We start from the raw sequence: 25,887 nt of genomic DNA on the forward strand, positions 1-25,887 counted from the left end.
CAAGCGCTGCCTGACGATTTGGACGACATGATCTTTCTGGATGAGCCTTGGACTCACAGCGATCGCTGAAAACCGGAAGCCACGCCGTCGGCGTGGATTTTTCTTTTTCCGCGAATCGGGCCCCCGCGCCCGTTGACGATATGACGGTCCCCGGAAAACGGCGGCCGCAGCCTCTATCATATTGCCTCGCACTGAGACCCCTTGCAAGAAAGACCACCGCGAACGGAACCCACGACGGGTTCCGTTCATTTTATCGGAGTTTTTCCGCCTGCCGGGAGCCTTCCCCGGCCTGCCGCCAGATGCTGCGGCGGGCCGGGGCGCTTTTTTCCGCCGGGTGCCAAATGATGTATGAACACGTCAAAAAAAGGCTCGAAAAATCGTGGTTTTTTTGAAAAATTTTCATGGCGTTTTGCCGACGGATATGATACATTTGAACTAGGCCTTGTTTGAAAAATGGCAAAACGCCGTCTTTGGGCATCTTTTTCCGCCAGGACTGCGTTGATTTGACTTGAAATCCGTCAGGATTCCCGCGTCAAATCGCCTTGCCTGGCAAAAAAATCTGCCCCAATCCGGCATTCCGCCAATTTTCAAACAAGGCCTAGGAAAAGGTTGCGGACAGCCGCTTTCCGGAGAGCCGGAGCAGCCAGTCCGATGAAAGGGGGACGGCATTATGCGGAAGACCATAGCCGTGATGCTCTTCGCGCTGCTGCTGGCGGGCTGTGCCGCGCCCGCGGGGGAAGCGCCCGCCTCCGCTTCAACAGCTTCCGCCGTCCGGGCCGCGTCCGCGCCGGAGGTGGAAAATATGAGCTCCTCCATGGTGGAGTCCTCCGCCCGGCCCTTACCGGAGGAGGAAGTCCTGGCGGCCTATGAGCGGGCCGAACGGATCTACGGCTGGTTTGACCTGGCCCCCCTGCCCTCCTCCGGCCAGCCCTCCTCCGTAAACGGCAGGACCTACTACCCGGTCGACATGGAGGGCATCGTGGAATTGGAGGATTTGCGGACCTATCTGCGGGGCGTGTTCTCCCAGGAGCTGACGGACCGCCTGCTGAGCGGAGAGGCCGCCCGGATCTCATACCAGGACGTAAACGGCATTCTCTGCGTCTGCGGCGAGAGCCGGGAGCACAACGCCGGAAAGGGCCGGATTCGCGTGGAGGCGGAACAGCTGGAGGAAACGCTCTATTCCGTTAACGTGATGGTGGAGCTCTTGGGCGAGGACGGAGAAACCGTCGTGGGGCTGGAGAGCTGGTCGTTTCCTTACGCTTTCGTAAACGACCGCTGGGTCTTCACGGATTTCCGGCTGGTCTATTAGGCTTTGTTTGAAAAATGGCAAAACGCCGTCTTTGGGCACCTTTTTCCGCCAGGACTGCGTTGATTTGACTTGAAATCCGTCAGGATTCCCGCGTCAAATCGCCTTGCCTGGCAAAAAAATCTGCCCCAATCCGGCATTCCGCCAATTTTCAAACAAGGCCTAATTCAATAAAAGCAGAAAAACGCGCGCCCCTTGGACGAATTACGGTCCAAGGGGCGCTTTTCGTAAAGAGGTGCGTAGGTCAAAGCCACTTCGTCCGGAGTCCAACGCAAAAAACTACGCAAAATTCTCTTTCTTTGCGTAACATTTTGAAATTCCGCCAAGGAAGGTCAAGCAGATTGTTATAAAAATATCAGAATTTGCGCTATCAAATCAGCAATTTTACGAAAATTTTCCCGGATACTAAAGCAATATGCCCATATTTACCGGGTTATTTTTGTCCAATTGTAAGAAATACAACGTTTGCGTAAGAAAAAGTGAATTAATCTCTTGAAAAAATGTTCGTATATGTTACAATAAGGCTACCCACTCAAGGGCTGCAAAACCAAAAGGAGGAGAGAAATTGATGGAAAACTTGTTTTGGATCGGTTTTATAGGCGCGCTGGTCGCCGGACTTTTTGCCGTTATACAGGCAAAAAAAGTACTTTCCTACTCAGAAGGCAGCGAAAAAATGCGTAAAATCGCGGCAAACATCCGCTCTGGCGCAAACGCTTACCTAAAGCAGCAGTACACCACGGTGTTTAAGGTCTTCATCGTGGTCTTCGTCATTCTTCTGGTCATCGCCTTCGCCACCGGAGGCAAGATGCTCTCCAAGTTCACTCCCTTCGCCTTCGTCACCGGCGGCATCTTCTCCATGCTGGCGGGCTTCATCGGCATGAAGATCGCCACCAACTCCAACGCCCGCACCGCGCAGGCCGCCTCCGAGAGCCTGAACAAGGGCCTGCGGGTGGCCTTCTCCTCCGGCTCCGTTATGGGCTTCACCGTGGTGGGCCTGGGCATGCTGGACATTACCATGTGGTTCTTCCTGCTGCGCTACGCCTTCGGCATCAACGACCCCGTCGCCCTGGGCAACATCATGGTTATGAACGGCATGGGCGCGTCCTTCATGGCCCTCTTCGCCCGCGTGGGCGGCGGCATCTACACCAAGGCCGCCGACGTGGGCGCGGACCTGGTGGGCAAAGTGGAAGCGGGCATCCCCGAGGACGACCCCCGGAACCCCGCCACCATCGCCGACAATGTGGGCGACAACGTGGGCGACGTGGCCGGAATGGGCGCGGACCTCTACGAGTCCTATGTGGGCTCCATCCTGGCCACCTTCGCCCTGGGCGCCGTGGGCGGCTACGGCTGGAACGGCATGCTGCTCCCCGTGGCCCTGGCGGTCTGCGGCATCATCTGCTCCATCTTCGGCTCCTTCCTGGTAAAGACCAAGGAGAACGCCACCCAGGAGTCCCTGCTGAAGAGCCTCCGCACCGGCACCTACACCGCCGCCGTGCTGGCGGCCGTGCTGGCGGCCCCCCTGACCTACTGGATTCTCGGCAGCTGGGGCGTGTACATCGCCATCCTCTGCGGCCTCACCGGCGGCTGCGCCATCGGCTACTTCACCGAGTACTACACCTCCGATACCTATAAGCCCACCCAGGAGCTGGCGGCGGCCTCCGAGACCGGCTCCGCCACCATCATCATCGGCGGCGTCTCCCTGGGCCTGAAATCCACCATGACCTCCATCATCATCGTGGCCGTGGCCGTGCTGGTGAGCTACTTCGCCGCCGGCGGCACCGTTCAGATCGTGGACGGCGCGGGCCACTTCACCGCCGCCTTCAACCGTGGGCTCTACGGCATCGGCATCGCGGGCGTGGGCATGCTCTCCACCCTGGGCATCACCCTGGCGACGGACGCCTACGGCCCCGTGGCCGACAACGCCGGCGGCATCGCGGAAATGAGCGGCCTGCCGGAGACCGTCCGCCAGCGGACCGACGCCCTGGACTCCCTGGGCAACACCACCGCCGCCACCGGCAAGGGCTTCGCCATTGGCTCCGCCTCCCTCACCGCCCTGGCCCTGCTGGTCAGCTATGTCAACATCGTCCAGGACAACACCGACGAGATCCTGAACTTCACCCTCACCAGCCCCACGGTTCTGGTCGGCCTCTTCATCGGCGCCATGCTGACCTTCGTCTTCACCGCCGAGACCATGAACGCCGTGCAGAAGGCGGCCCAGTCCATCGTGGTGGAGGTCCGCCGCCAGTTCAAGGAAATCCCCGGCATCATGGAGTACAAGGCCGAGCCGGACTACGCCTCCTGCGTGGGCCTGTGCACCAAAGGCGCGCTCCATGAGATGGTGACCCCCGCCGTGCTGGCCATTGTGGTGCCCATCATCACGGGCCTGATTCTCGGGCCCACCGGCGTTGTGGGGCTGCTTGGCGGCGTGTCCGTCTCCGGCTTCGCCATGGCCGTGTTCATGTCCAACGCCGGCGGCGCCTGGGACAACGCGAAAAAGTACATTGAAACCGGGCATCACGGCGGCAAGGGCTCCGACCAGCACAAGGCGGCGGTGGTGGGCGACACCGTGGGCGACCCCTTCAAGGATACCTCCGGCCCGTCCCTGAATATCCTCATTAAGCTGTGCTCCACCGTGTCCATCGTGTTCTCCGGCCTGATCCTGGCCTTCAACCTGATGAGCTTCCTGTAATTGCTTTGCTTCCTTCCTTTTCCTTTTAACGGGGCGAGGGCCCTCCGCGGTAAGCGGAGGGCCCTTGCCCCATTCTCATGCCTCCGGCTCCTCCGGGTCCAGCAGGCGCATCATGGAGACCTCGTAGGCCATCCGCTCCTCCGTCTCCCCGGACTCCAGGGTTTTGTGGTATGTACGGCTCTGGACCCGGCCCTCCAGGGCCAGGGGGTCCCCCACCCGGAGGCGGCTGGCCTTCACCGCCAGCTGGCCCCAGGCGATGACCGGCAGGTAGTCCGCCCGTCCATAGCGCCGGGGCACCGCCAGCATCAGATCGCAGATGCTCCGCCCCAGGGGGGTCCGGCGGAAAATGGGGGGCTTGCACAGCGCGCCGGAGAGGGTGATCTGATTCTGGGGCTCGTCCAGTCCCGGCTGGAGCTCCTGGGCGTAGACCGTCAGCACCAGGCGGCTGCCCACGCCGCTGCGGTTGTTGAAGGAGCGGAGCTGGCCCCGGATGCGGAGGAGCCGTCCCTCTGCCGCCTGGGCGGCCAGGCCCCCGGGCAGCAGCACCGGCAGCAGGTCCACCTGGCCGCTGAGCCGGGGGACCTGGAGATATAAGCGGTAGAACTGCGCCCCGTGGTTTTCGTGGGACCACTCCGGCTCCCCCAGGGCCAGGCCCTCCAGCAGCACTTCATTCTTTGTCGTCATGTTGTCCACCTCTCGGTCGTGATACCGTATCCTATGAGGGGGGCGGGGAGGATAGAACCGGAAAAAGAGGCGCGGCTGAAAGCCGCGCCTCTTCCTGTGAGACCGTCAGATTTTGATAAGCTCATACTTCCGGGACCCAAGCCCCAGCTTTTCCGCATGCTCCAGGCAGGACTGCCAGTGGGTATCCGGGTGGGCCGCCTGGAAGACGTCGCCGCAGTTACAGTCGAAGCCCTCGTCAAACAGCACGGAGCCCGGCAGCGGGGGCTGGGCCACCACCGCGTCGGCACAGGCCTGGTCCAGGGCCACGGGGTCGAAGGAGGCGAACATGCCCACGTCCGCGGCGATGGGCACATCGTTCTCCCCGTGGCAGTCGCAGTTGGGGGAGATGTCCAGCACCAGGGAGACGTGGAAGCAGGGCCGCCCGGCCACCACAGCCTTGGTGTACTCGGCGATTTTCTTGTTCAGGATGGTGGGGGCCTCGTCATAGAGACAGTCGATGGCGTCCTTGGGGCAGACCGCCAGGCACCGGCCGCAGCCTACGCACTTGTCCATGTCGATGGAGGCCTTGCCGTCCGGCCCGAACTGGGGCGCGCCGTGGGCGCAGATTTTGGCGCAGGCCTTGCAGCCGATGCACTTCTTTTCCTTCACAAAGGGCTTGCCGGAGTTGTGCTGCTCCATCTTCCCCGCCCGGGAGCCGCAGCCCATGCCGATGTTTTTCAGGGCTCCGCCCATGCCCGCCTGCTCGTGGCCCTTGAAGTGGGTAAGGCTGACGAACACGTCCGCATCCATGACGGCCCGGCCGATTTTGGCCTCCTTCACGTACTCGCCGCCTTCCACGGGAACCAGCACCTCGTCGGTGCCCTTCAGCCCGTCGGCAATAACCACATGGCAGCCGGTGGCGTAAGGGTGGAAGCCGTTGACATAGGCGGACTCCAGGTGGTCCAGGGCGTTCTTCCGCCCGCCCACGTACAACGTGTTGCAGTCCGTCAGGAAGGGCTTGCCCCCCTGGGACTTGATAAGGTCCGCCACGGCCCGGGCCCAGTTGGGCCGGAGGTAGGCCAGGTTTCCGGGCTCACCGAAATGCATCTTGACGGCGACGAATTTGTCCTCCATATCAATCTCGCCGAACCCGGCGGTCATCATTAGCCGGGCCAGCTTCTGGGGCAGGTTCTCCCGCCAGCTGGGGCAGCGGAAGTCCGCAAAATAGACCTTGGACGTCTCAGCCATGATCATTGTTCTCCTTTTTTCGTTGTATTTCGGGATTTAGGCCTTGTTTGGAAATTGGCGGGATGCCGGATTGGGGCGGATTTTTTTGCCGGGCAAGGCGCTTTGCCATTTTTCAAACAAGGCCTAAGCCACCGCGTTGTTTGACCCACAGTGTATCACATGGAGTATGGTCCATGTCAAGCCCTTTCCGCCCTTTGGGGGTGGAATGTAAAAAAAGCGTTTTGGCGGTTGTATTCACCCGCCGCTTGTGCTAAACTATAACGGATTATAATAAGATGAAAATAATACCATTGCTGGAGGATATCGCATGAAGATCGTCGTACTGGCCGGGGGCCTCTCCACCGAGCGGGCCGTCTCCCTGGTGACGGGCACCGGCATCTGCCGCAGCCTGCGGGAGCGGGGCCACCGGGCCATTTTAGTCGATTTGTTCCTGGGGGTGGAGGAGGTCCCGGAGGAGCTGGAAGCCCTCTTTGACGCGGAGGACGGCCTGTGCCCCGACGTGAAAATTGAGAGCACGGCCCCGGATCTGGAGGCCGTCCGGCGGAGCCGGAAGGACCAGAGCCCCCAGGTGTTCGGCCCCCATGTGCTGGAGCTCTGCCGCCGGGCGGACATTGTGTTCCTGGGCCTCCATGGCCAGGACGGGGAGGACGGAAGGGTCCAGGCGGCCCTGGAGCTGCTGGGGGTGCCCTACACCGGGTCCGGGTATCTGGCCTCGGGCGTGGCCATGGACAAGGCGGTGGCAAAACGGGTCATGCTGGCCGAGGGCATTCCCACGCCGAAGTGGGGCATGCTGGAATACAGGCCGGAGGACGCCTGCCGTCTGGCCCAGGAGCTGCCCATGCCCTGCGTCATCAAATGCACCACCGGCGGGTCCTCTTTGGGGGTTTTCCTGCCGGAGGACCGTGGCGAGCTGATGAACGCGCTGGTAAAAGTCCGGCAGTTCGGCGGAGAGATCCTCTGGGAGGAACGGATTTACGGCCGGGAGCTGACGGTGGCGGTGCTGGGAGACCGGGCCCTGCCCGCCGTGGAGACCACCCCCTCCGGGAAGGACTTCGACTACGCTGCCAAGTACCAAAAGGGCGGCGCCAGGGAGGTCTGCCCCGCCCCCCTGACGGAGGCGGAGGCCGCCGCCGCCGGGGAGCTGGCCCTCCGGGCCCACAAGGCCCTGGGCCTTCAGGTGTACTCCCGGACGGACATGATTCTGGACAAGGACGGAAAGCTCTGGTGCCTGGAGGCCAACTCCCTGCCTGGGATGACCCCCACCAGCTTCGTGCCCCAGGAGGCCGCCGCCGCAGGCATGAGCTACGGAGAGCTGTGCGAGGAGATTGTGCGGCTGTCCCTCCATATCAAGCGCCGCTGATACATCAATTATAAAGAGAAAGCGCGCCCCTCGGGGCGCGGGGAGGACGATGGAATGGAGCCCATGACTGCCCGCCAGATTGCCGGCGCCGTAGACGGCGTATGGCTGAACCCCGGAGAGAACGCCCCCGCCGTTACCGCGGTCTGTACCGACAGCCGCAGGCCGGAGCCGGGCTGCCTCTTCCTCCCCTGGGTGGGAACACGGTTTGACGGACACGATTTTATCGACGCGGCCCTGGACGCCGGCGCGGCGGGATGCCTCTGCGCCCGCGTACCGGAAAAGCTCCGGGAGGACAAATTTTACATCCAGGTCCCGGACACCCGGCTGGCCCTCAAGGCCCTGGCCTCCGCCTACCGGGACCAGTTTTCCATCCCGGTGATTCAAGTCACCGGCAGCGTGGGGAAAACCACCACCAAGGAGATGATCGCCGCCGTCCTGGGGGCGAAGCTCAAGGTCTGGAAGACCCCGGAAAATTACAACAACGACGTGGGAACCCCCCTCGCCCTGCTGGGCCTGACGCGGGAGCACGAGGCGGCGGTTATCGAAACCGGCATGAACCACTTTGGGGAAATCGAATACCTTACAGAGATGGTGAAGCCGGACATTGCCGTCATCTCCAACGTCGGAGACGCCCACATCGAGTACCTGGGGAGCCGCCAGGGCATCCTGAAGGCCAAGTGCGAGATTTTCTCTCACCTGAAAAAAGACGGCCTGGCCATCCTCAACGGAGACGACGCCCTGCTGGACACCGTGGCGGTCCCCTTCCGGACCATACGCTGCGGCAAGTCGGAGCACTGCCAGGCCCGCATCAGCGAGATTTCCGACCATGGCGTGGAGGGCATCCGCTGCACCATTTCCACGGAAAAGGGCCGGAATTCCTTAAGCATCCCCGCCCCCGGGGAACACATGGCTTACGCCGCCGCCATCGCCGCGGCGGTGGGAGAGGCCCTGGGCCTGAGCCGGGAGGAGATTGCCCGCGGCGCGGCCTCCTATGTCCCGGCGGGAAGCCGCATGCGGGTCCTCCGTCTGCGGTCGCGGCGGATGATTCTGGACGACTGCTACAACGCCAACCCCCAATCCGTGGCGGCGGCCCTGGAAATTCTGGCCCGGACGGACTGCGACAAGCGGGTGGCCGTCTTGGGCGACATGGGAGAGCTGGGAGCCATCGGGAACCGGGCGCACTTCAACATGGGGGCCCTGGCCGCCATGCTGGGCGTCGATCTGGTGTTTGCCGTCGGCAGCGGGGACCTGGCGGGAAAAATCGCCGACGGCGTGGCCCTCAGCGGCGGGTCCGTGCTGTACTTCCCCACGAAGGAGGAAGCCCTGCCGGAGCTCCGGCGGCAGCTGGGGCCGGGGACCATCGTGCTGGTAAAGGCGTCCCACTCCATGAAATTCGGCTGGCTGGTGGACCGCCTGCAAGAAACGTAAACTGGAGAATGAATGACAAAACGCTATGATTGAGATACAGATCAACTCCCTGGTCAAGTCCTTTGAGGTTGGGCACAACGTCCTGGACGGCCTGACCTTTCAGATTGACCAAGGGGAGCGGGTGGGCCTGCTGGGCCGGAACGGCGCGGGCAAAACCACCCTGTTTCGCATATTGACGGGAGAGCTGGAGCACGACGAGGGACAGGTTTCCATCGCCGACCGCCACCGGCTGGGGCTCATCTCCCAGATCCCCGTCTACCCGGCGGGGTACACCGTGGAGGACGTGCTCCGCTCCGCCTTCGCCCGGCTGGAAAGCCTGGCAAGGGAGATGGAGGCCCTGGAGGGCCGCATGGCGGCGGGAGAATCGGACCCGGCGCTGCTGCGGCGCTACGGGTCCCTTGCCGAGCGGTTCGAGGTCTTCGGGGGCTATGACACGGACGTGGCGGTGAATAAAATCGCCAACGGCCTTTCCATCTCCCCGGAGCAGCGGGGGCAGCTCTTCGACAGCCTCTCCGGCGGGGAGAAGACCCGGGTAAACCTGGGCCGCCTCATTCTGGAGGACACGGACATCCTGCTTTTGGACGAGCCCACGAACCACCTGGACCTTCACGCCACGGAGTGGCTGGAGGAGTACATCCGGGGCTTCCGGGGCACGGTGCTGGCCATCTCCCACGACCGCTACTTCCTGGACCGGGTGGTCACCCGGGTCATTGAGATTGAGGGCGGCAAAGCAGAGTTCTACAGCGGGAACTACAGCTTTTACGCCGTGGAGAAGGAGCGCCGCTATCAGGAGCGGCTGAAGCAGTACCAGAAGGAACAGGCGAAAATTGAGCAGCTGGAAAAGGCGGCGGAACAGCTCCGGGTCTGGGCCTTCATGGGCATGGACAAGACCTACCGCCGGGCGGTGAACATCGAGCGGCGGATTGAGCGCATGCGCACCACCGCCAAGCCCACCAAGGCAAGGAAGATGGACGCCCGGTTTTCCACCGCCGAGTTCCACGGGGACGAGATGCTGGGCATCCGGAACGTGGCCAAGTCCTACGGGGATAAGCGCTTGTTTTCCGGCATCACCTTGAAGGCCGAGGGGGGGGAGCGCATCGCCCTCATCGGGGACAACGGGACGGGAAAGTCCACCCTCATCAAGATGATCATGGGGGAGCTGTACCCCGACGACGGGCGCATCAAGCTGGGGCCCCAGGCCAAGCCCGCCTACCTGCCCCAGATCATCCGCTTTGACCACCCGGACTGGAATCTGGTGGAGAACATGATGGCCTCGAAACGGGGCCTCTCCGCCCAGAGCGCCCGGAACCGCCTGGCGGCTTACGACTTCCGGGGAGAAGACGTGTTTAAGCCCGTGTCGGTGCTCTCCGGCGGAGAGCAGAGCCGCCTGCGCCTTTGCATGCTGATGGACGGGGAGGTCAACTTCCTCATCCTGGACGAGCCCACCAACCACCTGGACATCGCCTCCAGGGAGTGGATTGAGGAGGCGGTGGAGTCCTACGACGGGACGCTGCTCTTCGTCAGCCACGACCGCTATTTCATCAACCGCTTCGCCACCCGGATCTGGGAGCTGGCGGAGGGGACGATTACAGACTACCCCTGCGGCTTTACCCAGTACCGGCAGATGAAGGCCCAGGAGGAGGCGGCGAAAATCGAGCCGCCGAAGCCCGCTAAGGAAAAAAACGAGCGCCCCGCCCGGGGAAACCGGGCCCAGCAGAACGCCCGGCGCCAGCTGACCATTTGCGAGCGGGACATCGCCAAGGCGGAGGAACAGATCGCCGCCCTGGAAGCCGGCATGGAAGCCGCCGCCTGCGACTATGAAAAGCTGACCGAGCTCACCGCCCAGAGGGAGGCCGCTCAGGGAGAGCTGGACGCCCTCTATGAGCGCTGGGAGCAGCTCAGCGAGGAGGCCGGGGAGGCATGACGGCAAAAAGGCTCCGCCGGATTGGCCGGCTGGCCCTGGCCTGTGCCGGATTGGCGCTGGTGTCGATTCCAAACGGGATGAAATTCACCGGGTATCTCCTTCTGGGCACACTGGCCATTTGGTATTGCGGGATGTATCTTCACCGCTGGGGGAAACGGTCCCGAAGGGGACAGGCTTGTTACCGCGTTTTTCTCGCGGGCTTGGGCCTTGGCATCGTGTGCCTGGCGGGCATTGAGGCCGCCGTCGTCTTCCGGGGGGAGGCGGACAACTCCGCCATTCCCGTGGACGCGGTCATCGTCCTGGGGGCCGGGGTCAACGGTGAAACGCCGTCCGCGGCCCTGTGGAGCCGCATCCGGGCGGCGGAGGATTATCTGGAAATCCACCCGGACGTGCCGGTGGTCCTCTCCGGGGGACAGGGAGCCGGGGAGGCCATTTCCGAGGCGGAGGCCATGCGCCGGGCGCTGTGGAAGGAGGACAGGGCGGAAAACGCCCGCCTGCTCCTGGAGGAGCGCTCCACCAACACGGCGGAGAATTTCCGGTTTTCCAAGGCCCTGCTGGAGGAGTGGGGGCTGGATACGGGGACGGCCACAATTGCCGTGGTGACCAACGATTTTCACTGCTTCCGGGCCCATATGATTGCCCGGAGGCAGGGCTTGAAGACCATCGACGTCCCGGCGGAGCTGCCTTGGTGGTGGCTCACCGCGAATTACTATTTACGGGAGGCCTTCGCCGTGGTGAAGACGAGCCTGTTTGACTTGAATTAACGGAAATAAAGGAGATGAACGCCAAGTGGCATGGAACAACGTGCTGTGCGTGTACTACTCCCGGACGGGAAACACACGGGCGGCCATGGAGGAAATTGCCAAAACCCTGGGGGCGGAACTGGTGGAACTCCAGGACAGCGTGGACCGGAGCGGCTGGGGCGGGTGGCTCCGGTGCGGCCTGGACGCCATGCGCCGGACTTTGCCGGCCGTGAAGTGCCCCGCCCGCTTTCCCCTGACGGACTACCGCCTGGTCATCGTGGGGTCCCCGGTGTGGGCGGGGCGGTGCAGCTCCGTGGTCCGGAGTTTTTTGAAGGAAAACGGGAAGCATATCCGCAACGCCTCCTATGTGCTGACCCGGGGCTGCGAGGACAAGAACGAGGAGATTTTCGAGCAGATGGACCATTACGTCCCCTGCGGCCACCGGACGGCGGCGTCCCTGCGGAGCGGCTCCGTGGGCTACGCCTTCTGGCTGGAGGAGTTCCTCCGCCAGACCCAGGAATTTTTGCAGACCACGGGCCGGTAGGGTTCCCTCAAAGCGTGCCAAATCATCTTGTTTAGGAGGGGCCCTATGTTGGAAAGATTGAAAGAGCTGGCCCTCCGCCGGGAGAACCTGGAGGCTCAGCTGACGGACCCCGCCGTTTACGGGGACGGGAAAAAGCTGGCGGCGATTCAGCGGGAATTAAAGGAGCTGACGCCGGTGGTGGAGGCCGCCGGGTCCCTGGAGGCGGCGGAGCGCCGCCGGGCGGAGGCGGAAGCCCTGCTCCGGGACCCGGAGCTGAAGGCCCTGGCCCAGGAGGAGCTGTCCGCCGCCAAGGCGGAGGCGGAAGCGCTCCGGGAGGAGCTGAAACGTCTTCTCCTCCCCCGGGACCCCAACGACGGGCGGAACGTCATCCTGGAGCTTCGGGCCGGGGTGGGCGGTGAGGAGGCGGCCCTCTTCGCCGGGGAGCTGCTGCGGATGTACACCATGTACGCCCAGCGCCGGGGCTGGCGGGCGGAGGTCCTCAGCGCCAATGAGACGGAGCTGGGGGGCGTGAAGGAGGCCGTGGTCCTGATGGAGGGGGAGGATGTATTCTCCCGCTTGAAATTTGAAAGCGGCGTCCATCAGGTGAAGCGGGTCCCCGAGACGGAGTCCAGCGGCCGCATCCAGACCAGCACCGCCACCGTGGCCGTGCTGCCGGAGGCGGAGGAGGTGGACGTGGCTGTCGACCCGGGGGACCTCCAAATCGACACCTACCGCTCCTCCGGCGCGGGAGGGCAGCACGTCAACAAGACGGAGTCCGCCATCCGCATCACCCATCTGCCCACAGGGATGGTGGTCACCTGCCAGGACGAGCGGAGCCAGTATAAGAATCGGGACAAGGCCATGCGGGTCCTCCGCTCCCGGCTTTACCAGCGGGAACGGGAGAGCCGGGACGCCGCCGCCGCGTCCGAGCGGAAAAGCCAGGTGGGCGGCGGCTGGCGCAGCGAGAAGGTCCGGACCTACCGCTTCCTCCAGAGCCAGGTGGTGGAGCACCGGATCGGACTGACGGTGTACCGGCTGGACGCGGTGCTGAACGGCGATTTGGATGAAATCATCGACGCTCTGGTTACGGCGGATACGGCGGAGCGGCTGAAAGGCGGCGGGGCGTGAAGCGGGCGGCACGGCGCATGGCCCGGGCGGCGGGCGCGGTGCTGACGGCGGTCCTGGCGGGGCTGGAGGCTTTGCTGGCCTGGTCCTGGCGGCAGGGAACGCTGTATGTATCACGCTATGGAAGAGCGGAAAACCCCTATGCCGCCGAGGACGCGGACATTGCGGGAATCTGCGCCCTGCTGCTTTTGCCGCTGTGCCTGGGGGCCCTGGCGTGGGCGGCGCGCGAGACGGTTTTGTGGTGGAAAACGCGGGCAAAAGCCCGAACGGAGAGATAGAGGCGAACAATATGCAGACGATTTATTATGATTTGCGGGACACGAAGGGACAGCAGAAGGAGATCGAGGACAAGATTTCCGCCGCCGCCAAGATTCTCCGGGAGGGGGGGCTGGTGGGCATTCCCACGGAAACGGTATACGGCCTGGGGGCCGACGGGACCAACCCCGCCGCCGTCCGGCGCATTTTCGAGGTGAAGGGGCGGCCCCAGGACAACCCCCTGATCCTCCACGTCACCGGGGCCCAGTGGCTTCCCCGGTACTGCGCGGACATCCCCCCGGTGGCCTACACCCTGGCGCGGAAGTTCTGGCCGGGGCCGCTGACCATGGTTTTAAAGCGCCAGCCCACGGTCCCTGACGAGACTACGGCGGGTCTGGACACCGTGGGTGTCCGCTGCCCCAACCACCCTGTCACCCTGGCCATTATCCGGGAGGCGGGGATGGCCATCGCCGCCCCCAGCGCCAACACCTCCGGCCGTCCCAGCTGCACCTCGGCCCAGGACGTGCTGGAGGATGTGGGCGGCCGGATCGACATGATCATCGACGGGGGAAGCTGCGCCGTGGGCGTGGAGTCCACCGTGCTGGACCTGACGCAGGAGCCTCCCCGGCTCCTGCGCCCCGGCGGACTGCCGGTGGAGGACATTGAGCGCCTCATCGGACACATCGACGTGGACCGGGCCGTGGCCGCCTCCCTCCGCCCGGACGAGCGCCCCGGCGCGCCGGGCATGAAGTACCGCCACTACGCCCCCAAGGCCCCGGTAACGGTGGTCACCGGCTCCCCCACGAACTCCGCCCGGAAGATCGCGGAGCGGGCGGGCCCGGGAAGCGGCGTCATCTGCTTTGACGAGTACGCCCATCTCTTTACCCAGCAGGTGGTCCGCACCCTGGGCCCCTGCAGCGACAAGCAGATTCAGGCCCAGCGGGTTTTCGAGGCCCTGCGGAGCTTCGACAGCTGCGAGGTGGAGGAGATTTTCGCCCAGTGCCCGGACAACCGCGGGCTGGGCCTGGCCATCGGCAACCGGCTGAAAAAGGCCGCGGGCTTCCACGTCATCAACGCGGACAGCCAGCGGATCATCCTGGGAGTCACCGGGGGCACCGGCGCGGGAAAAAGCAGCGCCCTCCAAGCCATCCGGGAGCTGGGGGGAAGCGTCATCGACTGCGACGCGGTCTACCACCAGGTGCTGAATGGCAGTGAGGAATTCAAAAACGCCATCAACGTGCGCTTCCCCGGCGTCTTTACCGCCGACGGCCAGCTGAACCGGAAGAAGCTGGGCCAGGAGGTGTTTGCCAAGCGGGACCGGCTGGACCAGCTCAACGCCATCGTCTCCCGCTTTCTCCTGCCGGAGCTGGAGGCCATGGTGGAGGCCGCGGAAGGCCTCTGCGCCCTGGACGCCATCAACCTCTTCGAAAGCGGGCTGGACCGTCTCTGCGACCGCACCGTGGCCGTGACGGCCCCCACGGAGCTGCGGGTGAAGCGCATCATGGCCCGGGACCACATCACGGAACAGTATGCCCGCCTGCGCCTCAACGCCCAGAAGCAGGACGAGTACTACCGGGGCAAATGCGACTGCGAGCTGAACAACGCCACGGAGTCTCCGGAGGAGTTCCGCCGGGACGCCTACCTGTTCTTCGAACGGCTGGTGGAGGCTGTCCAGGAGGAAAAGCGCCACGGCTGACTTCTTTTCAAAAGGCTATAACGGCCTTTGATTCTGCGCCGCGGGATCTTTTTGAAGGTCAGCCGGTGCGGCGGCAACTTTGATCACCCTTTATGGAGGTATTTTGCTATGGAAAAATCGGACTGCAAGGAGCTGAAGAAGCAGCTTCTCTCAACAAAGAAGAACGGCTACGACATCCTCACCGACGACGGCCGGGCGGCCATGGAGGACTACTGTGCCGGCTACAAGCGCTTTTTGGACGTGAGCAAGACGGAACGCCTCTGCGCCGCGGAAACCATCCGCCTGGCGGAGGCCGCGGGCTACCGGCCCTATGTGCCGGGAATGGCCGTGAATCCCGGAAACAAGCTCTATGTCTGCAACCGGGGCAAGGCGGTTATGCTGGCCCACATCGGGCAAAAGCCCCTCTCGGAGGGCGTCCAGCTGGCGGCGGCCCACATCGATTCCCCCCGGCTGGACCTGAAGCCCAACCCCCTCTATGAGGACAGCGAGCTGGCCTATTTCAAAACCCACTACTACGGCGGCATCCGCAAGTACCAGTGGGTGACCATCCCCCTGGCCCTCCACGGCGTGGTCATCCGGAAGGACGGCACCAAGGTCACCGTCCGCATCGGCGAGGAGGAGGGGGAGCCCCGGCTGGTCATCACGGACCTTCTGCCCCACCTGGGGGCCGCTCAAAACAAGAAGCCCCTGGCGGAGGCCGTCCCCGGAGAAACGCTGAACCTGCTGCTGGGCAGCGAGCCCATCGGAAACGAGGAGGAGTCCGGCCGGGTAAAGCTGGCCGTCATGAAGCTGCTCCACGAGAAGTACGGCATAGTGGAGGACGACCTCTCTTCCGCCGAGCTGGAGGCCGTCCCGGCGGTAAAGGCCTGCGACATCGGCCTGGACCGCTCCTTGATCGGGGCTTACGGCCACGACGACCGGGTCTGCGCCTACGCCGCCCTCAAGGCTCTTTTGGACCTGGAGGAAACCCCGGTGAAGACCGCCGTGTGCATCCTGGCAGACAAGGAGGAGATTGGCTCCGACGGCGTGACGGGCATGCAGTCCGCCGCCTTCGACACCTTCATCGAAGACTTGTGCGCCGCCCAGGGCGCGGCCCTGCGGACCTGCTTTGCCAAGTCCTTCTGCCTCAGCGCCGACGTGACGGCGGCCTACGACCCCAACTACCCCGACGTGTTTGAGAAGCGGAACGAGTCCCAGCTGAACTACGGCGTGGGCCTGTGCAAGTACACCGGGGCCCGGGGCAAGTCCGGGGCCTCCGACGCGGACGCGGAGACGGTGGCCTATGTCCGGCGGCTCTTCGACCAGGCGGGAGTCATCTGGCAGATTTCGGAGCTTGGCAAGGTGGACGCCGGAGGCGGCGGCACCGTGGCCATGTATATGGCCAACCGGAACATCAGCACTCTGGACGCGGGGGTTCCGGTGCTGAGCATGCACGCCCCCTTCGAGACGGTTTCCAAGCTGGACTGCTACGAAACCTACAAGGGCATGAGGGCCGTTTTCCAGGCAAAGGAATAAGATAAAAACAGGGCTGTGCCAAAAGGCACAGCCCTGTTGATATGCGCGCGGTCAGCCCGCTGGCACCTTCGCGTCGACCCGGCAGCTGAGGCGGAGCCCCTCCAGAAGGTCGTAGGTAAAGTTGCCCGCTCCGTTGGTAAAGACCACCCGCCAGGAGAGCACGCCGTCCGTCCGTCCCTCCTCCTGGGAGGCGGCGGTATAATCGGCCCGGGTCTCTTCTCCGGACATATTGGAAAACAGAAATTGTACGGAGTCCCCCACCCAGGGAAGGATGTCGGAAAAAGCCTCGTCCCGCCGGAAGCAGGTGAAGTGGTAGCCCTTTCCGGGGCTCTCCGGGTCCTCGAACCGAACGGTGTAGGCGCAGGCCTGGTACAGGGGGAAGGGCACCTTGACGGTAAACACCGCCTCGTAGGGGGAATAAACGTCCACGGTAACCTCCGCCTCGTACTCGCCCGCGCTGGTAAATTCGCTGCCGTCCAGGCCCAGGGAATGGGCCGTGCCCGTCCCGGTATAGGTCCGCTGGACTCTCTCCTCCGGCTCGGGACCGGCGGGGGCCTGCGGAATCACCTCCTCCGGCAGGGCGGCCTTTTCTCCGCCCTCGTTCAGGCAGCGGTACAGGAAGGTGGCGATCTGTCCCCGGGTGCAGGTCTCGCCGGGGGAGAAGGTGGCCTCGGAGGTGCCGGAGGTGATGCCCCGCTCCACGGCCCAGGCCACGGCTTGGGCATACGGGGCGTTGGGGGCCACGTCGGTAAAGTCCCCGGGGGCGCTGGCTTCGGGAGAACCGGCGTAGCGCCAGAGGAAGCTCATGGCCGCGCCCCGGGTGCAGGGGGCGGAGGGATTGAAGAGGACGGCCCCCCCAGAGGCGGAAACGTCCGCGCTGTCCAAAATGCCCTGCTCCGCGGCCCAGGCCACGGCCTGTGCAAAGGCAGGATTGAGGGATACGGTCTCCAGGGCCTCGGCCTGAGGGGACCCGGCGGCCCGCCAGAGGAAGGTGAGGATCTGCCCCTGGGTGCACAGGGCGTCGGGAGAGAAGGTGTCCTCGGAGGTTCCGGTGGTAATGCCCCGCTCCACGGCCCAGGCGATGGGCGCGGCATAGTACAGCCCCTCGTCCACGTCGGAGAAAGCGGCGGCGCCGCCTGTCAGCAGGGCCAGGGCCAGGAAGAAAGCGGCCAGCGTCTTTTTCATATGCGCGCACCTCGTTTCGTTTCAAAGTTTGAGCCCAAAAGACTCAAGCTCTATTGTAGGATATTTTCCCCGCCCTTGCAAGCCCAAACCACAATTTGTATGTTACATCTTTGTTACAGACACAAGGTATGGCCCCTGTTTTCGCCAGCCTTCTCACACCAAGCGGAAAGCCCGTTTCAATGGAGCGGCCCGCGCCTCCGGCGGTCGGGGACGTTTCTCCAGGAACATGTACGTTTTTCCTAATATTTCCTGGGATTTCCGCCAGGCAAATCTTGTAAACCCGGCTTTTTTCTGATATATTGTTGACCAGCAGCACTCGCGGAGGAAATCACAGCCCTCAACCGGCGCGGGAAGCGCGGGCGAAGCGCCCTCCGGACAAACCGAAAAGGAGAATTTTCATGAGGAAAAAAACCTTCAGGCTGGCCGCGGCCTTATTGGCCTTCTGCATCGCCGCCTCTCTCTTCCCCCCTGTGGGGCTGGCGGCGGAAAGTGGAGGCTATTTTGATCTGATCGATGCCATTAACCGAGCGGACAGCGGCGGCACGGTCACACTGACCTCGGACGCCATGATCAATTCCGGTTCGGACGCTCCGTGGATCATTGAAAAAGACGTCACCATTGACGGGCAGGGCCACATAATTACCCTCCGTGCGGGAGGCGTCCTGCTGGGCGGAAACGTGACCATTCAAAACGCCCAGTTGGATTTTACCACCAGCACCCGCAACGCGGTCATCGCCAACGGGTACGCTCTGACACTGGACAGCGTAACAGCCGCGGGCTATCCCTTTAATGTCTTCGGCGGCACCTTGTTGCCAAACGATTATGAGCAATTCCTGGTTCCCAGCCCCGGCACGGCCAACACCGTCACAATCCAGGGAACCACCAGTCTCCAGGGCACGAGCGAGCATGTCGTGGGCCGCGGCAATATCTACGCCGGCAGTCTCTGCATGGGCGGCATGGGTCCGGACACCGGCCATCAAGACGGCCCGGAAAACTCCTTTGACGGGGATCCCGTCATCCGCATAGACGGCTGCGCGAGTCTCTCCGGCGGCGCCTCCGCCGTGGGCCGCATCTATGCCGGAGGTGCGCAGCAGAAAAATTCGCCGGACGTGAACGGACAAAAAGTGACGCTTCCGGACCCTGACAACTACACCGTAAACGGAACCGTCACCATCACCGGCGAGAAAATCTCCAAAGTGGGCGGCGTGGTTGGCGCGGGCGCGACGGAAACCCGTGTGGAGTACCAGGGCGTGAATGAGGACATCAAGGTATACAGCGATATCTCCAGCCTGTCGGTACGTTCGGGCAATCTGGTCCTGGACCAGGGCAGCAGCTTCCGGCAGAACGGGAACACCTCCCTCTCCATCTCCTCCGGCGCAAAATTGACGGTTTCCAACCTGTACAACGCCGGAGGCGGTACCGATTTCACGGTGGATAATTTCACCGCAGACGGCGGCATTCTGATTATGGGCGCAGATCAAACCATGACTGCCGACCAGTCGGCGGAGGGTTCGGCCAAGGTGGCCATCGGCGGAACAGACTATTCCAATACCAACTCCACCTCTCAACCCATTGTGGACCACACCTATATCCAAACCCCGGCCTCCAGCGGCGGCTCCTTCGAGCTTCTGCCCTACGGCAGCTCCAAGCTGACGCTGGTCCGGGATGAAAACGGCAATTGGACGGCTGTGGAGGACTCCTCCGGCGGGAACAGGGACCTTGTGCAGGACTTCCACTTCGACACAACGGCGCAGACCGTGGAAGCGGGCGGCGAAGCCGAGTTTCCTCTAACCGTCGAAAACGCGGCCGGGGCCGGGGTGCTTCTGGACTTCATTCCCCTGACCATCAGCATCAACGACAAGACCACCAACCGGACAGAGCAAGTAATCGAAGGGGACACCTATTACATTTACCGCGATACCTACGGCTATTTCTCCATGGAGATCATCGGGAATGAACTTTGCGTTTCCACGGATAAACTCTGTGACCCGGGCGATTATACCATCCAGATCATCGTGCCCAAAGACTACACGGTTGAAGGAAAGGCGCTTTTCAAGGACGCCGTGCTCACCGTTACAAGCGGCGGCGGAGATCCGGACCCCGGTCCCGTGGACCCTGTGCTCGACTCCATTTCCGTCAACAGCACCGGGCACAAGACCGCCTATCAGGTGGGCGAGGCCCTGGACGTCTCCGGCCTTACGATTGAAGCGGCCTATTCCGACGGAAGAAAACAAACGGTGAATGTCACGGAGACGATGGTCTCCGGCTTCAACTCCGATCAGGCGGCGGAGAGCCAGACGCTGACCATTACCTACCAGGGGAAGACCACGACCTACACCGTCCGGATCACCGCCGCCACGGAGCCGCCTGATCCTCCCGATCCTCCCGACCAGCCTGACCCGCCCGGTGAGACCAGCTATCGCCTGACGGTGGGCAACACCGGCGAGGGCGGCACCCCCGCGGGAACCTACACCTATAAGGAAGGGGCCGGCGTCACCGTCCGGGCAGGCGTCAAGGCTGGGAAAACCTTCGCGGCCTGGGACGCGGGGGACCTGACGCTGGACAACCGGAACAGCCCGGACCTGAGCTTTAAAATGCCCGCCCGGGACGTGACCTTAAACGCCATTTGGACTCCCAGCGGCGTCACGCCCCCCACTCCCAGCCATGCCCACGCCTGGGGCTCCGCCTGGAAAACCAACGCCTCCCACCACTGGCACGACTGCACCGCCTCCGGCTGTCCCATCACGGCGGACAGCGCAAAGAGCGGCTACGCCGCCCACACCGCCGGAGACTGGGTGGTGGACCGGCCCGCCACATCTTCCCAGAACGGGACCCGCCACAAGTCCTGCACCGTCTGCGGTTACGAGATGGTCCGGGAAACGCTTCCCGCCACCGGCGGCGGAAGCTCCTCCGGCGGTTCCAGCGGCGGAGGATCATCCTCCGGCGGGAGCTCGTCTTCCGGCGGGAGCTCGTCCTCCGGCGGCTCCTCCTCCAATACCACGACGGTCAAACGGCCCGACGGCTCCACCGTCTCCACCACCGTCAACAAAACCACCGGCACGGAGACGGAGACCACCAGACGGCCCGACGGCTCCAAAACCGTGGTGGAGACGAAAAAGGACGGCACCGTCACCACTACGGAAACGACGAAGGACGGCTCCACCGTCAAAACGGTGGAACGGCCCGACGGAACCGCCGAAACCACCGTGAAGCAGTCCGACGGCCTGACCGCCACCGTCCGGGAAAACCGGAACGGCGCCCGGGCCGACGTGCGGCTTCCCTCCCAGGCGGTTCAGGAGAGCCAGAAAAACGGCGGGACCATCGTCCTGCCCATCCCGGCCCTGCCCGGGGCAAACGCCGACATTGTCATCCGCACCGGCAGCGTCCGGCTTGTCCGGGTGGAAATTCCCGCAGAGGGAGACGCCGGCACCACCGTGGCTTACCTCGCCGGCGGCGACGGCTCCGAAACCCTGCTCAAAACCGCCGTTCTCAGCGGAGGCCGGATTGCCGTCAGCGTTCCCGACGGCGCCACGGTGCGGCTCCGGGACAACGGCAAGGATTTCCACGATACCCCGGGCCACTGGGCGGAGGACGCCATCGGCTTCGTCACCGCCCGGGAGCTCTTCTCCGGCAAAACTTCCACCGCTTTCAGCCCCGACGCACCCATGTCCCGCGCAATGCTGATGACGGTGCTGGCCCGGCTGGACGGCGTAAGCGCCTCCGGAGCGTCCGCCTATGAACAGGGCGCCGCCTGGGCAATCGCCCAGGGGATCAGCGACGGCCGGAACCCGGACAGCACGGTGACGCGGGAGCAGTTCGCGGCCATGCTCCACCGCTGCGCGGGCAGTCCCGCCGCCACGGAGCGGGAACTGCGGTTCAGCGACGCGGAGGCCGTCAGCGGCTATGCGCGCGAGGCGGTCCGCTGGGCTTCGGAAAACGGCATCCTCAGCGGCTACGGAAACGGCTCCTTCTCCCCCGGCGGCAAGGCCACCCGCGCCCAGGCGGCGGCCATGCTGGCCCGGTATGTGAACTTCCTGAATCATCCATAATCCTTCCGCCCCAGGGCGGAAGCACCCACGGGAAGCTTTTGGGAAACAGCTTAGGAAGGCCGGCGCTTTAGCGCCGGCCTTTTTTTGCTCCGCCGCCCCGCATCTATTGACACTAAAAGGAAGGGAATAGTATAATGGGATGTAATATGGCTTCGACGCGGTTTGCGGAACGGGAAGGAGCCCCTTCCCCCGGCAATCAGGCGCCGTACTGCCGGAGCGTTAGAATGGAGCAAGCCAATGATGAACATTCCAAATAAGCAAATCAAGCGGAGGGGCCTCTCCCTGCTCCTCTCCATTATATTGGTTTTCTGCATGTTCGGGGCAATTATATTTTCGGTGTCGCGAAAAACCGCCAGGGAGATGTCCAATTCCGCCATACAAAACTTAAGCGAAAGCCTGGATCTCATTGAAAGCACCATTGAGACGATCCTGCGCAGCGAAGCGGAGTTTCAGACCCTGATCGCCCAGGAGATCGCCCGTGTGGACGACCCGGAGGCGTATATCCGCGCGTATGAGAAGAACCAGACCATGTCCAAAATGTCTTTGATTCTCTCCGGCAAAACCGAAGGCGTCTCCAATACCGGAGAGCGCTTCACCGAAGACAGCCTGGATTTTTCCGCCGGCGAAACGGTTATGGGCCTGCCGATCTCCCAGTCTTATCTGAATTACATGGGCACCTGGTCCTATACCATGAAGTGCCCCGTTGAACGGGACGGCCGGGAAATCGGCACCCTTTACGCCGAGTACATTTACGACGCCGTCGACCGCTCCCTTCCGGAGGGGTTTTACAACAAGCAGGCCTCTTTGTACGTTATGGACGCGGAAAGCCAGCGCTTTGTCCTAAAGCCCAAGGGCATGGGCCAGCGGAGCGCGGGCCATTTAAATCTGACCGATTTCTACCGCGCCAACGACATTCAGGACCCGGAGATCCGGGCGGAGGTAAACGCGTGCCTGGGAAGCGGGAAGAACATTCTTTTCTACCACGATATCCGGGACGTGCAGGCGCTGAACTACATGTGGTCGGTAAACGGCGGCACCATCTTCCTGGTGGGCTACGTGCCCATCCAGGCCATCCAGCAGGAGGGGCGAACCGTCAGCCAGAATATTTTCATCGTGGTAGCCTCCATGCTGGCGGCCTTCTTCCTGTGCATCCTGCTGTACTACCTCAGCTGGAGGCAGCAGGATAAGCTCCGGAAGGAGCAGGAGGCGGAGCGGAAGCTGCACAGCCAGCAGCTGGCGGAGGCCCTCCAGGCCGCTCAGATCGCCAGCGAGTCCAAGACGACCTTCCTCTCCAACATGTCCCATGACATCCGCACGCCCATGAACGCGGTGCTGGGATTCACCGCCCTCCTCTCCAAGGACGCGGAGAACCCGGCCAAGGTCCGGGAATATACCCAGAAGATCATGGCCTCCGGCCAGCACCTTCTCAGCCTCATCAACGACATCCTGGACGTCTCCAAAATCGAGAGCGGAAAAGTCGTGCTGAACCTGGAGGAATTCTCCCTGAACGATGTGATCTCCTCCGTGGACGCCATCATCCAGCCCATGGCCAAAGCCAGAAAGCAGGACTTTCATCTGGAGGCAACCGGCATCCGGCACGAGCGCCTGATTGGCGACGAAACTCGAATCAATCAGATTTTGATCAACCTCCTTTCCAACGCCGTAAAATACACGCCGGAGGGCGGGCATATCCGCTTCCGCATCATGGAGCTCAAGCAGCGCTCCAGCCAATATGAGCATATCCGCATGGAGGTGGAGGACGACGGCTACGGCATGACGCCGGAATACCTGGAAACCATTTTCGACGCGTTTACCAGAGCGGAAAACAGCACCACCAACAAGGTGCAGGGCACCGGGCTGGGCATGGCCATTACCAAAAGCATCGTAGAGCTGATGGGCGGCACCATTGAGGTGTTCAGCGAGGTGGACCGGGGCTCCCTCTTCCGGGTCGACCTGGAACTGCGCATTCAGGAGGGGCACGCGGACCGGCGCTTCTGGGAACAGCGGGGCATTTCCCGCGTGCTGGCGGTGGACGCCGATCCGGAGAGCCGGGAGAGCATTCAATCCCTGATGCAGGACGCCGGAATCCGCCTGGACACCGCCGCCGGCTGGGAGGAAGCCGCCGCCTGGCTGCGGGACAACGGCGGAGACTGCCAAATCGTCCTGCTGGACTGGAAGACCTGCGGCCTCCAGGCGGCACGGGACCTGCGGGAGTCGTTTTCCATGCCCATCCTCTTCCTGGCGGAATCCGGCGCGGAGGGACTGGAGGAAGCGCTGCAAATCAAATCCGCGGGCATTCTCACAAAGCCGTTCTTCGTCTCCGCCTTCCGGGAGAAGGTGGCGCAGCTCTGGGCGGACCCCGGCGAAGCCCCCGCCCCGGCGGAAGACAGCGGCCTGCGGGGGTTCCATTTCCTCGCCGCGGAGGACAACGAAATCAACGCGGAGATCCTGGCGGAGCTTTTGGAGATCGAAGGGGCCTCCTGCGAAATCGTGGAAAACGGCCGTTTAGCGGTGGAGCGCTTCCAGGAGGCGGAAGCGGGTGCGTTCGACGCCATCTTGATGGATGTGCAGATGCCGGTGATGAACGGTCACGAGGCCGCCCGGGCCATCCGCTCCCTGGAGCGGGAGGACGCGGGGCGCATTCCCATCATCGCCATGACGGCCAACGCCTTTGCCGAAGATGAAAAAGCGGCCCTGGACGCGGGGATGACCGCCCATGTGGCCAAGCCGCTGAATATGGAGCATTTGAAGAGCGTTATTGCGCAATGTACCAAGCGAAAGGAAGATGGATCATGACGCCTATCAAGAGCGTGAGCCGGAAATGGTCCGCTCTGTTCCTGGCGGTGCTGGCGGCGCTGTCCCTGGCGGCCTGCCAAGGCTCCGCCAAGCCCAAAAACCTGATTTCCCAGGAAAAGGAAGCGGCGCGGGTGGTGAACCTGTTCAGCCCCATGGAAAAAACCGATCCCAACGCGAAAAACATCGCCCGGACCGCGTCGGACCTGACGGTGGCAATGGCCGAGGAAAAACTGGGCGTAAGCATGATGTACAGGACCTACACGGCGGAAAACTATCAGGACAAGACCTATGACGAGGTCACTCTCGACCGGGCGCGCAGCAATATGGACGACCTGTATCTGCTGAACCCGGATACCCTCCTGATTTTGGGGGCGGAGGGAAAGCTGATGGACCTCTCGGGGCTGGACAGCGCGAAAAATCTGCGGGAGATCATCCGGGTCGCCAACACGGTGGACGGGAAGCTGATCGCCATCCCCCAGGAGATCGTGGCCTACGGCCTGTTCCTCAACATGGATCTTTTCAACCAGTATGGCTTATCCCAGCCGGAAACACCGGAGGAGTTCCTGGAGTGCTGCCGCGTTTTCAAGGAAAACGGATTCGAGACGCCCATAGGGGCAAACCGCTGGTGGCTGGAGACGTTCGTTTTCGCCCAGGCCTACGCGGACCTGTACAACGGCGGGAACGCGGAGGCGGAAATCGCGGCCCTCAACAGCGGCGAGGCCAAATACAGCGACTATATGCGCCCCGGATTTGAGTTCCTGCAAATCCTGATTGACCGGGGCTACATCGACGCGGAGACGGCTCTGGTCAGCGAGGCCATCGAGGCGGAGGGGCCGGACTTCCTGGCGGGAAAAACCCCCATTGTCATGGCCTACTGGGGCGCGGCCAACTCGGAAACCGGCTATGGAAAAACCGATTTTGAAATGCAGGTTGTGGGCTTCCCCAGCAGCCGGGGCCAGATGCCGGTGATACCCATGACCGGATACGGCATCGGCGCGGAGGCGGAGCACCGGGAAGACGCGGCCAAAGCCCTGGACATCATGACCTCGGACGAGGCCCTCCAGCTCTATTCGGAAACCAACCGGGTCATCTCCCCCTCCAAAAACGTGAAGGTGGACTGCGTCCCCTCCCTGCGGCCCCTCAACGACCGGATTGAAGAAGGGATCTACGTCCTGGGCTCCAACGCGGGAATGAATGTGGAGCAGTGGGGAAACACCTGCCTCATCGTGCGGGAGCTTCTGGAAGGCGCGTCGGTGGACGAGTGCATGGCCGCTTTCGACGCGCTTCAGGAAGCGGCGCTTGCCAAGGACTAACATGGCTTTCCGCCATGAGCGGAACCAAGCGGCAAAAGGCCGGGCGGAACTGTCCGCCCGGCCTTTTTA

Annotated in this window: 18 protein-coding genes; 14 read left to right on the forward strand and 4 right to left on the reverse strand. The window is 63.1% G+C overall.

Annotated features, from left to right (window positions below; all coding sequences use genetic code 11):
• Positions 1-250: 250 nt before the first annotated feature.
• A complete protein-coding gene (locus Q1M04_RS03135) occupies positions 251-478 on the reverse strand; it encodes a hypothetical protein (RefSeq protein ID WP_297997102.1) in 228 nt (75 codons plus the stop codon).
• 192 nt (positions 479-670) lie between these two features.
• Between Q1M04_RS03135 and Q1M04_RS03140 the strand changes: the two genes are divergently transcribed.
• Positions 671-1,309, forward strand: coding sequence for a hypothetical protein (locus tag Q1M04_RS03140; RefSeq protein ID WP_297294152.1), 639 nt, complete (start codon positions 671-673; stop codon positions 1,307-1,309).
• A 565-nt stretch (positions 1,310-1,874) separates the two neighbouring features.
• On the forward strand, positions 1,875-3,995 hold the full coding sequence (locus Q1M04_RS03145; RefSeq protein WP_297997104.1) for a sodium-translocating pyrophosphatase: 2,121 nt from the start codon (positions 1,875-1,877) through the stop codon (positions 3,993-3,995).
• A 75-nt stretch (positions 3,996-4,070) separates the two neighbouring features.
• On the opposite strand, the gene Q1M04_RS03150 is transcribed toward Q1M04_RS03145, so the two are convergent.
• Both Q1M04_RS03150 and Q1M04_RS03155 read right to left on the reverse strand, forming a co-directional pair.
• Complete coding sequence (locus Q1M04_RS03150; protein WP_297997106.1) at positions 4,071-4,679, reverse strand: single-stranded DNA-binding protein; 609 nt, start codon at positions 4,677-4,679, stop codon at positions 4,071-4,073.
• 105 nt (positions 4,680-4,784) lie between these two features.
• Positions 4,785-5,906, reverse strand: a complete 1,122-nt coding sequence (locus Q1M04_RS03155; protein WP_297997108.1) for a DUF362 domain-containing protein — start codon at positions 5,904-5,906, stop codon at positions 4,785-4,787.
• 307 nt (positions 5,907-6,213) lie between these two features.
• Here Q1M04_RS03155 and Q1M04_RS03160 point away from each other — a divergent pair, with 307 nt between their 5' ends.
• The 9 genes from Q1M04_RS03160 to Q1M04_RS03200 all read left to right on the forward strand — a co-directional run bounded on the left by Q1M04_RS03160 (position 6,214) and on the right by Q1M04_RS03200 (position 16,475).
• On the forward strand, positions 6,214-7,266 hold the full coding sequence (locus tag Q1M04_RS03160) for a D-alanine--D-alanine ligase (protein WP_297997110.1): 1,053 nt from the start codon (positions 6,214-6,216) through the stop codon (positions 7,264-7,266).
• 54 nt (positions 7,267-7,320) lie between these two features.
• On the forward strand, positions 7,321-8,694 hold the full coding sequence (gene murF, locus Q1M04_RS03165; RefSeq protein WP_295756753.1) for a UDP-N-acetylmuramoyl-tripeptide--D-alanyl-D-alanine ligase: 1,374 nt from the start codon (positions 7,321-7,323) through the stop codon (positions 8,692-8,694).
• A 25-nt stretch (positions 8,695-8,719) separates the two neighbouring features.
• Positions 8,720-10,618, forward strand: a complete 1,899-nt coding sequence (locus Q1M04_RS03170; protein WP_297997113.1) for an ABC-F family ATP-binding cassette domain-containing protein — start codon at positions 8,720-8,722, stop codon at positions 10,616-10,618.
• Positions 10,615-11,382: a YdcF family protein gene (locus Q1M04_RS03175; protein ID WP_297997116.1), complete on the forward strand. Its 768-nt coding sequence runs from the start codon at positions 10,615-10,617 to the stop codon at positions 11,380-11,382. Before Q1M04_RS03170 ends, Q1M04_RS03175 begins: the two co-directional genes overlap by 4 nt.
• Before the next feature lie 25 nt (positions 11,383-11,407).
• On the forward strand, positions 11,408-11,905 hold the full coding sequence (locus tag Q1M04_RS03180) for a hypothetical protein (protein WP_293280113.1): 498 nt from the start codon (positions 11,408-11,410) through the stop codon (positions 11,903-11,905).
• A gap of 45 nt (positions 11,906-11,950) precedes the next feature.
• Entirely contained in the window at positions 11,951-13,012 is a 1,062-nt protein-coding gene (prfA, locus tag Q1M04_RS03185; RefSeq protein ID WP_293280112.1) for a peptide chain release factor 1, read from the forward strand.
• On the forward strand, positions 13,009-13,287 hold the full coding sequence (locus tag Q1M04_RS03190; protein ID WP_297294895.1) for a hypothetical protein: 279 nt from the start codon (positions 13,009-13,011) through the stop codon (positions 13,285-13,287). Before prfA ends, Q1M04_RS03190 begins: the two co-directional genes overlap by 4 nt.
• Positions 13,288-13,298: 11 nt before the next feature.
• On the forward strand, positions 13,299-14,960 hold the full coding sequence (locus Q1M04_RS03195) for an L-threonylcarbamoyladenylate synthase (RefSeq protein WP_297997120.1): 1,662 nt from the start codon (positions 13,299-13,301) through the stop codon (positions 14,958-14,960).
• 108 nt (positions 14,961-15,068) lie between these two features.
• Positions 15,069-16,475: an aminopeptidase gene (locus Q1M04_RS03200; protein ID WP_297997122.1), complete on the forward strand. Its 1,407-nt coding sequence runs from the start codon at positions 15,069-15,071 to the stop codon at positions 16,473-16,475.
• Positions 16,476-16,526: 51 nt separating this feature from the next.
• Here Q1M04_RS03200 and Q1M04_RS03205 read toward each other — a convergent pair whose 3' ends face one another.
• Complete coding sequence (locus Q1M04_RS03205; RefSeq protein WP_297997125.1) at positions 16,527-17,660, reverse strand: S-layer homology domain-containing protein; 1,134 nt, start codon at positions 17,658-17,660, stop codon at positions 16,527-16,529.
• Positions 17,661-18,058: 398 nt separating this feature from the next.
• Here Q1M04_RS03205 and Q1M04_RS03210 point away from each other — a divergent pair, with 398 nt between their 5' ends.
• From Q1M04_RS03210 to Q1M04_RS03220, 3 genes are all read left to right on the forward strand, one after another.
• On the forward strand, positions 18,059-21,709 hold the full coding sequence (locus Q1M04_RS03210; RefSeq protein WP_297997128.1) for an S-layer homology domain-containing protein: 3,651 nt from the start codon (positions 18,059-18,061) through the stop codon (positions 21,707-21,709).
• 240 nt (positions 21,710-21,949) lie between these two features.
• Positions 21,950-24,505 (forward strand): response regulator, encoded by a 2,556-nt coding sequence (locus Q1M04_RS03215; RefSeq protein WP_300345844.1) that lies wholly within the window; start codon positions 21,950-21,952, stop codon positions 24,503-24,505.
• A complete protein-coding gene (locus Q1M04_RS03220; RefSeq protein WP_297997132.1) occupies positions 24,502-25,818 on the forward strand; it encodes an ABC transporter substrate-binding protein in 1,317 nt (438 codons plus the stop codon). The genes Q1M04_RS03215 and Q1M04_RS03220 overlap by 4 nt, the downstream gene beginning before the upstream one ends.
• Positions 25,819-25,887 lie beyond the last annotated feature (69 nt).

The organism is uncultured Oscillibacter sp. (assembly GCF_950073225.1).
Lineage (GTDB): Bacteria > Bacillota > Clostridia > Oscillospirales > Oscillospiraceae > Oscillibacter.